Source organism: Escherichia sp. MOD1-EC5990, from assembly GCF_002965285.1.
GTDB classification, from domain to species: Bacteria; Pseudomonadota; Gammaproteobacteria; order Enterobacterales; family Enterobacteriaceae; genus Escherichia; species Escherichia coli_F.
Genome location: NZ_PTRV01000003.1, coordinates 94,625 through 107,483, shown reverse-complemented (window position 1 = coordinate 107,483; position 12,859 = coordinate 94,625). Strand labels below are relative to the sequence as shown.

Annotated in this window: 11 protein-coding genes and 2 tRNA genes; 3 read left to right on the top strand and 10 right to left on the bottom strand. The window is 49.5% G+C overall.

From position 1 onward, the window contains the following. Positions 1-3 precede the first annotated feature (3 nt). Together rimP and BEB42_RS04490 are read right to left on the bottom strand one after the other, a co-directional pair. Entirely contained in the window at positions 4-456 is a 453-nt protein-coding gene (gene rimP, locus BEB42_RS04495; RefSeq protein WP_001300397.1) for a ribosome maturation factor RimP, read from the bottom strand. Positions 457-662: 206 nt separating this feature from the next. Next, a tRNA-Met gene (locus tag BEB42_RS04490) sits at positions 663-739 on the bottom strand. Positions 740-1,086: 347 nt separating this feature from the next. On the opposite strand from BEB42_RS04490, the gene argG reads away from it, so the two are divergent. Then, positions 1,087-2,430 carry an argininosuccinate synthase gene (gene argG / locus BEB42_RS04485; protein ID WP_000207680.1) on the top strand — a complete coding sequence of 448 codons (1,344 nt, stop codon included), beginning with the start codon at positions 1,087-1,089 and terminating at the stop codon, positions 2,428-2,430. A 7-nt stretch (positions 2,431-2,437) separates the two neighbouring features. Here argG and BEB42_RS04480 read toward each other — a convergent pair whose 3' ends face one another. The 7 genes from BEB42_RS04480 to rlmE all read right to left on the bottom strand — a co-directional run bounded on the left by BEB42_RS04480 (position 2,438) and on the right by rlmE (position 10,112). Beyond that, positions 2,438-4,063, bottom strand: coding sequence for a phosphoethanolamine transferase (locus BEB42_RS04480; RefSeq protein ID WP_077760079.1), 1,626 nt, complete (start codon positions 4,061-4,063; stop codon positions 2,438-2,440). Positions 4,064-4,519: 456 nt separating this feature from the next. Next, positions 4,520-4,606: transfer RNA gene (locus tag BEB42_RS04475), tRNA-Leu, on the bottom strand. A 14-nt stretch (positions 4,607-4,620) separates the two neighbouring features. Then, positions 4,621-4,953, bottom strand: a complete 333-nt coding sequence (gene secG, locus BEB42_RS04470) for a preprotein translocase subunit SecG (RefSeq protein ID WP_001295556.1) — start codon at positions 4,951-4,953, stop codon at positions 4,621-4,623. Between the two features lie 227 nt (positions 4,954-5,180). Then, positions 5,181-6,518, bottom strand: a complete 1,338-nt coding sequence (gene glmM, locus BEB42_RS04465; RefSeq protein WP_105267181.1) for a phosphoglucosamine mutase — start codon at positions 6,516-6,518, stop codon at positions 5,181-5,183. Continuing rightward, complete coding sequence (gene folP, locus BEB42_RS04460) at positions 6,511-7,359, bottom strand: dihydropteroate synthase (protein ID WP_000764731.1); 849 nt, start codon at positions 7,357-7,359, stop codon at positions 6,511-6,513. Before folP ends, glmM begins: the two co-directional genes overlap by 8 nt. An 89-nt stretch (positions 7,360-7,448) precedes the next feature. After that, positions 7,449-9,383, bottom strand: a complete 1,935-nt coding sequence (gene ftsH / locus BEB42_RS04455) for an ATP-dependent zinc metalloprotease FtsH (RefSeq protein ID WP_001107467.1) — start codon at positions 9,381-9,383, stop codon at positions 7,449-7,451. Positions 9,384-9,482: 99 nt separating this feature from the next. Beyond that, positions 9,483-10,112: a 23S rRNA (uridine(2552)-2'-O)-methyltransferase RlmE gene (gene rlmE, locus BEB42_RS04450; RefSeq protein ID WP_000145975.1), complete on the bottom strand. Its 630-nt coding sequence runs from the start codon at positions 10,110-10,112 to the stop codon at positions 9,483-9,485. 125 nt (positions 10,113-10,237) lie between these two features. On the opposite strand from rlmE, the gene yhbY reads away from it, so the two are divergent. Next, the gene (yhbY, locus tag BEB42_RS04445; RefSeq protein ID WP_001054420.1) at positions 10,238-10,531 is read left to right on the top strand and encodes a ribosome assembly RNA-binding protein YhbY; all 294 of its coding nucleotides are present in this window, start codon (positions 10,238-10,240) and stop codon (positions 10,529-10,531) included. Between the two features lie 155 nt (positions 10,532-10,686). Here yhbY and greA read toward each other — a convergent pair whose 3' ends face one another. After that, positions 10,687-11,163 carry a transcription elongation factor GreA gene (greA, locus tag BEB42_RS04440; protein ID WP_001148001.1) on the bottom strand — a complete coding sequence of 159 codons (477 nt, stop codon included), beginning with the start codon at positions 11,161-11,163 and terminating at the stop codon, positions 10,687-10,689. Positions 11,164-11,410: 247 nt separating this feature from the next. Here greA and dacB point away from each other — a divergent pair, with 247 nt between their 5' ends. Beyond that, positions 11,411-12,844 (top strand): serine-type D-Ala-D-Ala carboxypeptidase, encoded by a 1,434-nt coding sequence (gene dacB / locus BEB42_RS04435; protein ID WP_001212632.1) that lies wholly within the window; start codon positions 11,411-11,413, stop codon positions 12,842-12,844. Positions 12,845-12,859 lie beyond the last annotated feature (15 nt).

The following is a 12,859-nucleotide window of genomic DNA, read 5'->3' as shown; positions in this document are numbered from 1 at the left end:
CTATTAAAAGTGGGGAACCAGGTTCGCCTTCTGGATATTACTCAGCGCGAACACTTCATCTTTACCTTCGACGGTAACTGTGATCATTTCACCGTCTACCGCTTTGATAACGCCCTGCCATTTACGACGGTTTTGTACCGCCATACGGAGAACCAGAGTCACCTCTTCTCCGACGAAACGGGCGTAGTGTTCAGCCGTGAACAGTGGACGATCGAGACCCGGTGAGGAGACTTCCAGGTTATAAGCAACGGTGATGGGATCTTCGACATCCAGCACAGCACTTACCTGGTGGCTCACATCAGCACAATCATCAACATTGATGCCATCTTCACTATCAATATAGATGCGCAGTGTGGATGTGCGACCGCGGATAAACTCGATGCCAACCAGTTCAAAACCCAGGGCCTCAACTGGCGCAGTAATCATCTCTGTTAATTTTTGCTCTAATGTGGACAAGCCCACCCCCAAGACATAAAAAAAGGGCCTAAAGCCCAGTTATTCTGTAGTCAGATAACAAAAAACCCCGATAAATCGGGGCTTTATATAACTGAACCCTATAACCGCAACTGCGGTCTGGAGCACTTTCCAGAAGGATTTTTTCAAATCCCACTACGAAGGCCGAAGTCTTCACAGTATATTTGAAAAAGGACTCTAAGGGAAAGTGGTTGCGGGGGCCGGATTTGAACCGACGACCTTCGGGTTATGAGCCCGACGAGCTACCAGGCTGCTCCACCCCGCGCCTGAAACGTGGCAAATTCTACTCGTTTTGGGTAAAAAATGCAAATACTGCTGGGATTTGGTGTACCGAGACGGGACGTAAAATCTGCAGGCATTATAGTGATCCACGCCACATTTTGTCAACATTTATTGCTAATCGCGTGAATGAATATCCAGTTCACTTTCGTTTGTCGAATACTTTTGCCCTCTACTGCTCCTCCTTAAGCGCATTATTTTACAAAAAACACACTAAACTCTTCCTGTCACCGATAAAAGATGATTAAATGAAAACTCATTTATTTTGCATAAAAATTCAGTGAGAGCGGAAATCCAGGCTCATCATCAGTTAATTAAGCAGGGTGTTATTTTATGACGACGATTCTCAAGCATCTCCCGGTAGGTCAACGTATTGGTATCGCTTTTTCCGGCGGTCTGGACACCAGTGCCGCACTGCTGTGGATGCGACAAAAGGGAGCGGTTCCTTATGCATATACTGCAAACCTGGGCCAGCCAGACGAAGAGGATTATGATGCGATCCCTCGTCGTGCCATGGAATACGGCGCGGAGAACGCACGTCTGATCGACTGCCGCAAACAACTGGTTGCCGAAGGTATTGCCGCTATTCAGTGTGGCGCATTTCATAACACCACCGGCGGCCTGACCTATTTCAACACGACGCCGCTGGGCCGCGCCGTGACTGGCACAATGCTGGTTGCGGCCATGAAAGAAGATGGCGTGAATATCTGGGGAGACGGCAGTACCTATAAAGGAAACGATATCGAACGTTTCTATCGTTACGGTCTGCTGACCAATGCTGAACTTCAGATTTACAAACCGTGGCTTGATACTGATTTTATTGATGAACTGGGCGGCCGTCATGAAATGTCTGAATTTATGATTGCCTGCGGTTTCGACTACAAAATGTCTGTCGAAAAAGCCTACTCCACGGACTCTAACATGCTTGGTGCAACACACGAAGCGAAGGATCTGGAATACCTCAACTCCAGCGTCAAAATCGTCAACCCGATTATGGGCGTGAAGTTCTGGGATGAGAGTGTGAAGATCCCGGCAGAAGAAGTCACAGTACGCTTTGAGCAAGGTCATCCGGTGGCGCTGAACGGTAAAACCTTTAGCGATGACGTAGAAATGATGCTGGAAGCTAACCGCATCGGCGGTCGTCATGGCCTGGGCATGAGCGACCAGATCGAAAACCGTATCATCGAAGCGAAAAGCCGTGGTATTTACGAAGCTCCGGGGATGGCGCTGCTACATATCGCTTATGAACGTCTGTTGACCGGTATTCACAACGAAGACACCATTGAGCAGTATCACGCGCATGGTCGTCAGTTGGGCCGTTTGCTGTACCAGGGACGTTGGTTTGATTCCCAGGCGCTGATGCTGCGTGACTCCCTGCAACGCTGGGTTGCCAGTCAGATCACTGGTGAAGTTACCCTGGAGCTACGCCGCGGGAACGATTACTCCATCCTTAATACCGTCTCAGAGAATCTGACCTACAAGCCAGAGCGTCTGACGATGGAAAAAGGCGACTCGGTGTTCTCGCCAGACGATCGTATCGGTCAACTGACCATGCGCAACCTGGATATCACCGATACCCGCGAGAAACTTTTCGGCTATGCCAAAACTGGCCTGCTTTCCTCCTCTGCCGCTTCGGGCGTGCCGCAGGTGGAGAATCTGGAAAATAAAGGCCAGTAATTCGACATCAACCCTGCCCTTCAGGGGTGGGGTTACCTTGCTTATCCTCAGTAAACTCCTTTCTTAGCATCACAAAATCGAAAACATCATGGTTTGCATCTACAACCCGTGAATCTCCTTTATAGTGTGCAATCACTTCCTCCAGCGTTTGCGGCTGTTCCGGCTTTGTTACCCCCATCCACGCATTAATAAGGTAATTATTGTAAGCAGTGGAAAAGATATCGTTTTCCGTTGTGCGATCCACGCCATCCCCAAGAACGGGGCTATACCAGATAAACATCGGAACATGATATGCCTGCTGGCTGGCCTCCCTGCCTCCATGAAAATAAATGTTCTTCTTCGTCGGGTCGCGTTCCAGGCCATGGTCGGCAAAATACATGACCGAGGCTCGGCGATCTTTTAATAATTCAAAAACCTGACCTAGCAAACTATCTGTGTAATGAATGGAGTTGTCATAGCAGGCATCCTGATCGTCCTGTGGTTGAAACACGGCGCTGGATTGCGGATAGGCGCTACAAGCCGGTTCATGGCTTCCATTTAAATGAAGAACAATCAGTTTCTTTTGCTGCGTCTTTTGCTGTAACGCTTGCGATAAATGCGGCAACAACAATTCATCAAATCCTCTGACATAGACTGTTTCCATGGCGCGCATGGCGATACTGGTAACTGCTGTACCATTCTGCCGAAAAGCGGATTGCGAGCTTAGCCAGAAAGTCTGAAATCCTGCTTGATTAGCCATATTAATAATGTTGTCCGGGTAATTATGAATGTCATGACTCAAAACAGAATCAGCAGTTAAAGAAAGGGGAACCGACAGCGCAGTGTAAGGTGCACCGCTTATTGCTTGATTAAACAGTTTGATCTGTTTTCTTTGTGCTTCGACTTGCGGTGTCGTAGAGCGTGTATATCCATACAAAGACATATTGTCGACACGTACAGACTCCCCCACAATCAACACGTAGGTATCAATACCTGTATCCCTGACTGATAATTGAAAATACGGCACCGTGTTTGCAATTGAGAGTAATCTTTGATGCTCTTTCGCTGCTAAAGCAAAATAATTGAGATTGAAAAACGGTGTATAGGTAGCAAATCGCGACGCTAGTATATATGGACTGAACGCTTTTTTATTTTTTGCATCTTTATAAGCAAATTGACAAGCGGAAAATAAACTGCCCGAAATGACAATCAGCAATAATATTCCTGTCACTTTTTTCGTCGGCAAGGAAACATCATATTTTATTATTACTGCCAAAAAAAGAAGGGATAAAAAGGCAAAAGCACATAGATAAGGGATATACATCCCCAGCATTTTGACAACTTCATCCGGATCACTCTGCAGCACACTAATCGCAAATCCATCATTGAAAGTTGTACCAAAGGTACACCATGAATAGAGGCTAATACTCATGTCTGCCGCTGTCAGTAACACAAATGGTGCGGCAACAAGCAGGCGAAGCGGAAGGGATGATATACGTTTAACAACCAGGATGGTCAGAACGAAGAACAGCAATCGCTGAACCATATGCGCTCCGGAAGAGGCGACTAAGTTCGTAATACCAAAAACAATAACACAAAGATACAACAACCAATGAGATTTAAAACTTCTAACAAATTTGTTGAATACTGTCATCCAGAAATCCAAGTTCACAACCAATATAAACAATTATCAACAATGTTCAATTTTATATCAGACATGTTTTTCAACGCTGAGCCATATCAGACCGAAACACTGTTAGTTTTTTCTTTTTAAATGATGCGGCCATTGTTCTCAGTAATTAAATAACATTATCAATGCGTCTCTAAACATTACGCAGAACGTAGCCATCAGTAGTTATACTGACAGGAGCAGGATGGTTTATCGAGAAGTAAACATATCCGTATTCGTACCGGAACTGGAGTTGACACAATAAAGTGCCAATTATGTCAGCAGTAGGGAAAAGTTTATAACTAAGGCGTACCGGCACCATCGTTTCAAAGTACCAGCTACGAGTAAAGCAACTGGACGAGATACAGATACCTGACAACCATTCCTCAGACCAGGACCAAAACGAAAAAAGACGCTTTTCAGCGTCTCTTTTCTGGAATTTGGTACCGAGGACGGGACTTGAACCCGTAAGCCCTATTGGGCACTACCACCTCAAGGTAGCGTGTCTACCAATTCCACCACCTCGGCACGGATACTACTTTTTAGTTCGGGATATCGCTGGTCGGCTTAGCCGGAGCAGCTGGCTGAGTTTGTTCGGTTTTGGCCGGTGCACTCAGGTTTTCCCATTCACTACCTTTATTGGTTTTGTTGCTATTGATGTTACCCAGCACCAGACTGATGATGAAGAATAACGTTGCCAGCAGCGCCGTCATGCGGGTCATGAAGTTACCAGAACCACTTGAACCAAACAGCGTAGCGGAAGCGCCTGCTCCGAAGGAGGCTCCCATATCAGCGCCTTTACCTTGCTGCAGCATGATCAGACCAACAAGGCCAATTGCCACAATAAGGAAAACTACTAAAAGAGCTTCGTACATAATCAACCTGTTCCTTGCGGAGTTGCCGCGTACCAATGCTTCAACCAATAAAGCGGGAGTTTTTAATCTTTCCCACTGAAGCGGGTGTGAATACTAACCAAAGCGAATGACCTTCGCAAGGGCAATTTTATCGCATTGTATCAACTGCGGAAAAAAACAGCAAAACCGATGTGTTCGCTGAGAAAAAAGGCGACAATCGCCGCCTTTTTAGCCAGTTATCTAACGCGTTAAACGGCTTTTACTGCATCGGCGATGCGGTGTGCAAATTCAGTCACCTGCGCTTCGTCTTCGCCTTCCACCATCACGCGAATTAATGGCTCGGTGCCGGATTTACGCAACAGCACACGTCCGCGGCTGCCCAGCGCAGCTTCAACTTCTGCGGTCACGGCTTTGACTGATTCATGCTCCAGCGGATCGCCACTACCTGCGGTGTAACGCACGTTAACCAGAATCTGCGGGAACATTTTCATGCCGCTGCAAAGATCGTGCAGGCTCATATGGTTACGCGCCATCGCCGCCAGCACCTGCAAACCAGCAACGATGCCGTCACCGGTTGTGGTTTTATCCAGCAGGATCACATGACCAGAGTTCTCTGCACCGATACGCCAGCCTTTCTCCTGCATTTTTTCCAGTACGTAGCGATCGCCCACTTTCGCACGAGCAAACGGAATTCCTAGCTGTTTCAGGGCGAGTTCCAGCCCCATGTTGCTCATCAATGTACCCACCGCGCCACCACGCAGTTGGCCCTGACGAAGACCTTCGCGCGCGATGATATACATAATCTGGTCGCCATCGACTTTATTGCCTTCATGGTCAACCATAATCACGCGGTCGCCGTCACCGTCAAAGGCGATCCCAAGATCTGCTTCTTCAGCCAGTACGCGCGCCTGTAACGCACGAACATCTGTTGCCCCCACTTCGGCATTGATGTTTACGCCGTTCGGCTCACAACCGATAGCGATAACGTTCGCCCCCAGTTCACGCAGCACGTTCGGCGCGATGTGATAAGTCGCGCCATTTGCGCAATCCACCACAATCTTCAGTTCACTGAGGCTAAGTTCGTTCGGGAACGTGGCTTTGCAAAACTCGATATAGCGACCCGCAGCATCAACGATACGGCTGGCTTTACCCAGTTCTGCCGAATCAACACAGCTGATCTCTTTTTCCATTTCCGCTTCGATGGCTTCTTCAACTGCATCCGGCAGCTTAGTACCGTCAATAGAAAAGAATTTTATGCCGTTATCGTAGAATGGGTTATGCGATGCAGAAATTACAATCCCGGCCTCTGCGCGGAAGGTACGCGTCAGATAAGCCACGGCAGGTGTAGGCATCGGGCCTGTAAAGAGTGCGGAAAGGCCCGCAGCCGCCAGACCCGCTTCCAGTGCTGACTCCAGCATATAGCCAGAAATACGCGTGTCTTTACCAATAATGATCTTACGCGAGCCGTGGCGCGCCAGCACTTTACCGGCGGCCCAACCCAACTTAAGTACAAAATCAGGGGTGATCGGCGCATCCCCTACACGACCACGAATCCCATCGGTACCGAAATATTTACGATTACTCATAGCGTTTGTTTTCCTTTGCAGACAGAGTGGCTTCCACCACCCGCATCGCTTCTACGGTTTCTTTGACGTCATGAACACGAATGATGTGCGCACCTTGCATTGCGGCAATGACCGCACAGGCCAAACTACCGCTCAGGCGCTCGGACGGCCCCACGTTCAGCAATTGCCCAATCATCGATTTTCGTGACATACCCACCAACAGCGGCAGGTTGAAATGGTGAAATTCAGCCAGGCGCGCCAGTAATGAATAGTTATGGGAGAGATTTTTACCGAAACCGAATCCGGGGTCGAGCAACAATTTCTCTTTTGCGATACCCGCCTGCTCACAACGAGCTATCTGCTCAATAAAGTAGCGATTCACTTCCGCAAAGACATCGTCATACTTCGGGGCTTCCTGCATGGTTTTTGGATTTCCCTGCATATGCATCAGGCAAACTGGCAAACCGGTTTCTGCAGCAGCTTCCAGAGCGCCAGGTTCGGAAAGAGAGCGAATATCGTTAATAATGTGAGCACCAACTTTCGCTGACTCACGGATGACTTCTGGTTTGGAAGTATCTACCGAGATCCAGACTTCGAAGCGTTGAGCAATTGCCTCAACCACAGGAATAACACGTTGCAACTCTTCTTCAACGCTAACTTCCGCCGCCCCTGGGCGCGTGGACTCGCCACCAACGTCAATGATCGTCGCGCCAGCGTTGATCATCAGATTCGCATGTTTCACCGCATCTATCAGCGAGTTATGCGTGCCACCATCCGAAAAGGAATCAGGCGTAACGTTGAGGATCCCCATTACGTGAGGATGGCTAAGGTCCAGTGAAGTGCCCTGGGCAAAGAGTTTCATGATGTTATCCCTGGTATGAATTGATAAGAAAAAACCCCGGAGCACGCCCCGGGGTTTTCAGTACAAATACAGTCATCTAATGCGGGAACTTACTTGTCGCCTAACTGCTCTGACATGGTGTTACCCGGGTTCGGCGTACGCGGTTCATCAACCGGACGCGGAGCCTTTGGGCTACCATTGTCGCCAGAATTGTTAGAAGCGCCTGGTTCTTCCCAGCCCGCTGGCGGACGTACATCGCGACGTGCCATCAGGTCATCAATCTGCGGTGCGTCGATAGTCTCATATTTCATGAGAGCATCTTTCATCGCATGCAGAATATCCATATTGTCGGTCAGAAGCTGACGCGCACGATTATAGTTACGCTCGATCAGTGCTTTCACTTCCTGGTCGATGATGCGTGCCGTTTCATCGGACATATGTTTCGCTTTCGCTACGCTACGACCGAGGAACACTTCACCTTCTTCTTCCGCATACAGCAGCGGACCGAGTTTCTCAGAGAAGCCCCATTGGGTAACCATGTTACGCGCCAGGTTGGTCGCAACTTTAATATCGTTGGACGCCCCGGTAGAAACATGTTCCGGCCCGTAGATGATCTCTTCTGCCAGACGACCGCCGTACAGCGTAGAAATCTGGCTTTCCAGTTTCTGACGGCTGGCGCTGATTGCGTCGCCCTCAGGCAAGAAGAAGGTCACACCCAGCGCACGACCGCGCGGGATAATCGTTACTTTGTGCACCGGATCGTGTTCCGGCACCAGGCGACCGATAATCGCGTGACCTGCTTCGTGGTAAGCAGTCGATTCTTTCTGCGCTTCCGTCATCACCATGGAGCGACGTTCCGCACCCATCATGATTTTGTCTTTCGCTTTCTCGAACTCAACCATCGACACAACACGTTTGTTGCCACGAGCAGCGAACAGTGCCGCTTCGTTCACCAGGTTCGCCAGGTCAGCACCGGAGAAACCAGGAGTACCACGGGCAATGATTGCCGCGTCGATATCGGGTGCCAATGGTACGCGACGCATGTGAACTTTCAGAATCTGCTCACGACCGCGAACATCTGGCAAGCCAACCACAACCTGACGGTCGAAACGGCCAGGACGCAGCAGCGCCGGGTCGAGAACGTCCGGACGGTTAGTCGCAGCGATAACGATGATACCTTCGTTACCTTCGAAGCCATCCATCTCAACCAGCATCTGGTTCAGAGTCTGTTCACGTTCATCGTGACCACCGCCCAGACCTGCGCCACGCTGGCGGCCTACGGCGTCGATTTCATCGATAAAGATGATGCACGGAGCCGCTTTCTTCGCCTGTTCGAACATGTCACGAACACGGGATGCACCCACACCGACGAACATTTCTACGAAGTCAGAACCGGAGATAGTAAAGAACGGAACTTTCGCTTCGCCTGCAATCGCTTTCGCCAGCAGCGTTTTACCGGTACCCGGAGGACCGACCATCAGGACGCCTTTCGGGATCTTACCGCCGAGTTTCTGGAAGCGGCTCGGCTCGCGCAGATACTCAACCAGTTCAGCAACTTCTTCTTTTGCTTCGTCGCAGCCCGCAACGTCAGCAAAGGTCGTTTTGATCTGATCTTCCGTCAGCATGCGCGCTTTGCTCTTACCGAACGACATGGCACCTTTGCCACCGCCGCCCTGCATTTGACGCATGAAGAAGATCCAGACACCAATCAGCAACAGCATCGGGAACCAGGAGATGAAGATAGAAGCCAGCAGGCTTGGTTCTTCAGGCGGTTCACCGACAACCTTGACGTTCTTGGTCAACAGGTTATCCAGTAATTTCGGATCCTGAACCGGAATGTAAGTGGTATAACGGTTACTATCTTTCTTGGTAACGTTGATTTCACGTCCGTTGATACGCGCTTCACGAACCTGGTCGTTATTGACCTCTTGTAGGAAGGTAGAGTAATCCACCTTACGGCCATTAGACTCGCTGGGCCCAAAGCTCTGGAATACTGACATCAGCACAACGGCAATGACCAGCCAGAGTATTAGGTTTTTCGCCATGTCACTCAAGGGATTAACCTCTTATTACAACTGTGTTAAAAACAGCGTCAGGATACTCTATATCCAGCATCTTTCAAACTTTCGTCTGAAATCTCCCGGTTAGGGTTTACGCCCGGTCGCTACAATATACACTTCCCGCGAACGTGCACGAGAAGAGTCCGGCTTACGAACTTTGACCTTCGTAAACAGGGAGCGAATTTCCCTTAGATACTCATCGAAACCTTCGCCCTGGAACACCTTCACTACAAAACTGCCACCTGGCGCTAATACATCACGACACATTTCTAACGCCAGTTCCACCAGATACATGGCACGGGGGATATCCACCGCCGGTGTTCCGCTCATGTTTGGTGCCATATCGGACATGACAACCTGGACTTTGCTGTCGCCAACGCGCTCCAGCAGTGCTTTCATCACCAGTTCATCACGAAAATCGCCCTGAAGAAAGTCCACACCAACGATAGGATCCATAGGTAAAAGATCGCAAGCGATGATGCGGCCTTTGCCGCCAATTTGGGTGACCACATATTGTGACCAACCACCCGGAGCAGCACCAAGGTCGACAACCGTCATTCCCGGTTTAAAGAGTTTGTCACTTTGCTGTATTTCATCAAGTTTAAACCAGGCACGGGAACGTAACCCCTTTTTCTGTGCCTGTTGAACATATTTATCGCTAAAGTGTTCCTGAAGCCAGCGGCTGGAGCTGGCAGAACGCTTCTTACCTGTCATTTAACTTTCCCATTGGGATAACTCATCGTAACCAATTGCGTAAATTTTTACGCGCCTATTTGGTGATATATGGGAGATGGCGGTAGAATGACCCGTTTTCAATCCCAACGTAAGCAAAAAATACGATGAATCTGAGTACTAAACAAAAACAGCACCTGAAAGGTCTGGCACATCCGCTCAAGCCAGTTGTTCTGCTTGGCAGTAATGGTTTGACCGAAGGGGTGCTGGCCGAGATTGAACAAGCGTTAGAGCACCATGAACTCATCAAGGTGAAAATCGCCACCGAAGATCGCGAAACTAAAACCTTGATCGTGGAAGCTATCGTGCGCGAAACCGGCGCCTGTAATGTACAGGTCATCGGTAAAACGCTGGTGCTTTATCGCCCAACTAAAGAACGTAAAATCTCGCTGCCGCGCTAAGATTATCCTAAAGTTACACACATTTGCTGTGTAAAACGAGGGGTTTTCCGCAGGCAGGAGAGCAAAATGCCACGCTCTGTTCGTTGATAAAAGGCCGCATAGCGGCCTTTTTCCTTTCTTTACAATACATCAACATCTTGAGTATTGGGTAATTCTTACAGGTATTCCACCTTAATTACTTCAAATTCTACTTCGCCGCCCGGCGTTTTGATGACCACAACATCATCTTCTTCTTTGCCGATCAGGCCACGGGCAATAGGCGAGTTTACAGAAATCAGGTTCTGTTTAAAGTCAGCTTCGTCATCGCCAACGATGCGATAAGTCTGCTCTTCGTCAGAATCCAGATTCAACACCGTTACGGTAGCACCAAAAATAACGCGCCCATTGTTAGGCATTTTGGTGACATCAATCACCTGGGCGTTCGACAGTTTGGCTTCAATATCTTTGATACGACCTTCGCAGAAACCCTGCTGTTCACGAGCTGCGTGGTATTCGGCGTTTTCTTTCAGGTCGCCATGCTCGCGCGCTTCCGCGATAGCAGCAATAATTTCAGGACGGCGCACAGATTTCAGAAAATCCAGCTCTTCGCGTAATTTTTCAGCGCCGCGTAAGGTCATCGGAATAGCTTGCATTTGTTATACCTCTTGAATATTCCTGATGGGGCGAGTCTCCACCCACCCCAGCTGTTCGGCCTGCCCGGCATAACTCCTCACCGGGACCAGAAGCAAAAAAATACCGACCCGGGTACAAGTCCCAGGTCAGCTACAATTCACATTTTGATAGTCATTTTACCCTGAAGTTCCCGAAGGGTCATCGTTTACTTTATAGGGCGTTGCGCCGTAGTATGACGGCTCGATTCCAGGTTGTTAGCGCGAGATTATGCGATTTTCCAGATTTATCATCGGATTGACCAGCTGTATAGCGTTCAGTGTTCAGGCCGCGAATGTTGATGAGTACATTACTCAACTCCCCGCTGGTGCCAACCTTGCCCTGATGGTGCAAAAAGTCGGCGCATCGGCCCCCGCTATTGATTACCACAGTCAGCAGATGGCGCTGCCCGCCAGTACGCAGAAAGTGATTACTGCGCTGGCGGCGTTGATTCAACTCGGCCCCGATTTTCGTTTTACTACTACGCTTGAAACCAAAGGCAATGTGGAAAACGGCGTACTCAAGGGTGACTTAGTGGCGCGATTTGGTGCCGATCCGACGTTAAAACGTCAGGATATTCGCAATATGGTCACGACTTTGAAAAAATCTGGCGTCAACCAAATTGATGGTAATGTGTTGATAGACACCTCCATTTTTGCCAGCCACGATAAAGCCCCCGGCTGGCCGTGGAATGACATGACACAATGCTTTAGCGCTCCGCCTGCCGCCGCCATAGTTGACCGCAACTGTTTCTCCGTCTCGCTCTACAGTGCCCAAAAACCCGGTGATATGGCCTTTATACGCGTGGCATCTTATTACCCTGTTACGATGTTCAGCCAGGTACGCACCCTCCCCCGTGGTTCTGCCGAAGCGCAATATTGCGAGCTGGATGTGGTGCCAGGCGACCTGAACCGCTTTACGCTGACCGGATGCCTGCCACAACGTTCTGAGCCGCTCCCGTTGGCTTTTGCCATACAGGATGGAGCCAGCTATGCCGGTGCAATTCTGAAAGATGAGTTAAAACAGGCAGGTATCACCTGGAGCGGAACACTACTGCGCCAGACTCAGGTTAATGAACCCGGAACGGTAGTTGCCAGTAAACAGTCGGCCCCGTTGCACGATCTGCTTAAGATTATGCTGAAAAAGTCAGACAACATGATTGCCGATACGGTTTTCCGCATGATAGGCCATGCGCGCTTCAATGTGCCCGGAACATGGCGGGCCGGATCGGATGCCGTACGTCAGATCCTGCGTCAGCAAGCTGGTATCGATATTGGTAACACGATTATTGCCGATGGTTCAGGGCTTTCGCGGCATAACCTGATTGCACCTGCCACCATGATGCAGGTGCTGCAATACATTGCCCAACATGACAATGAACTTAACTTTATCTCTATGCTGCCGCTGGCAGGCTATGACGGCTCTTTGCAGTACCGTGCGGGCCTGCATCAGGCTGGCGTGGACGGAAAGGTCTCAGCAAAAACCGGCTCTTTGCAGGGGGTATATAACCTGGCGGGATTCATTACCACAGCGAGCGGGCAACGAATGGCGTTTGTACAATATCTTTCTGGCTATGCGGTAGAACCCGCGGATCAGCGTAATCGCCGCATTCCGTTAGTGCGTTTTGAAAGCCGTTTGTATAAAGATATTTATCAGAATAATTAGTCTAAAGAGAAACCC

Excerpts from the sequence above, each read along its gene's own strand:
- argG (WP_000207680.1), top strand. The coding sequence starts at position 1,087 with ATGACGACGATTCTCAAGCATCTCCCGGTAGGTCAACGTATTGGTATC.
- BEB42_RS04480 (WP_077760079.1), bottom strand. The coding sequence starts at position 4,063 with ATGACAGTATTCAACAAATTTGTTAGAAGTTTTAAATCTCATTGGTTG.
- secG (WP_001295556.1), bottom strand. The coding sequence starts at position 4,953 with ATGTACGAAGCTCTTTTAGTAGTTTTCCTTATTGTGGCAATTGGCCTT.
- glmM (WP_105267181.1), bottom strand. The coding sequence starts at position 6,518 with ATGAGTAATCGTAAATATTTCGGTACCGATGGGATTCGTGGTCGTGTA.
- folP (WP_000764731.1), bottom strand. The coding sequence starts at position 7,359 with ATGAAACTCTTTGCCCAGGGCACTTCACTGGACCTTAGCCATCCTCAC.
- ftsH (WP_001107467.1), bottom strand. The coding sequence starts at position 9,383 with ATGGCGAAAAACCTAATACTCTGGCTGGTCATTGCCGTTGTGCTGATG.
- rlmE (WP_000145975.1), bottom strand. The coding sequence starts at position 10,112 with ATGACAGGTAAGAAGCGTTCTGCCAGCTCCAGCCGCTGGCTTCAGGAA.
- yhbY (WP_001054420.1), top strand. The coding sequence starts at position 10,238 with ATGAATCTGAGTACTAAACAAAAACAGCACCTGAAAGGTCTGGCACAT.
- greA (WP_001148001.1), bottom strand. The coding sequence starts at position 11,163 with ATGCAAGCTATTCCGATGACCTTACGCGGCGCTGAAAAATTACGCGAA.
- dacB (WP_001212632.1), top strand. The coding sequence starts at position 11,411 with ATGCGATTTTCCAGATTTATCATCGGATTGACCAGCTGTATAGCGTTC.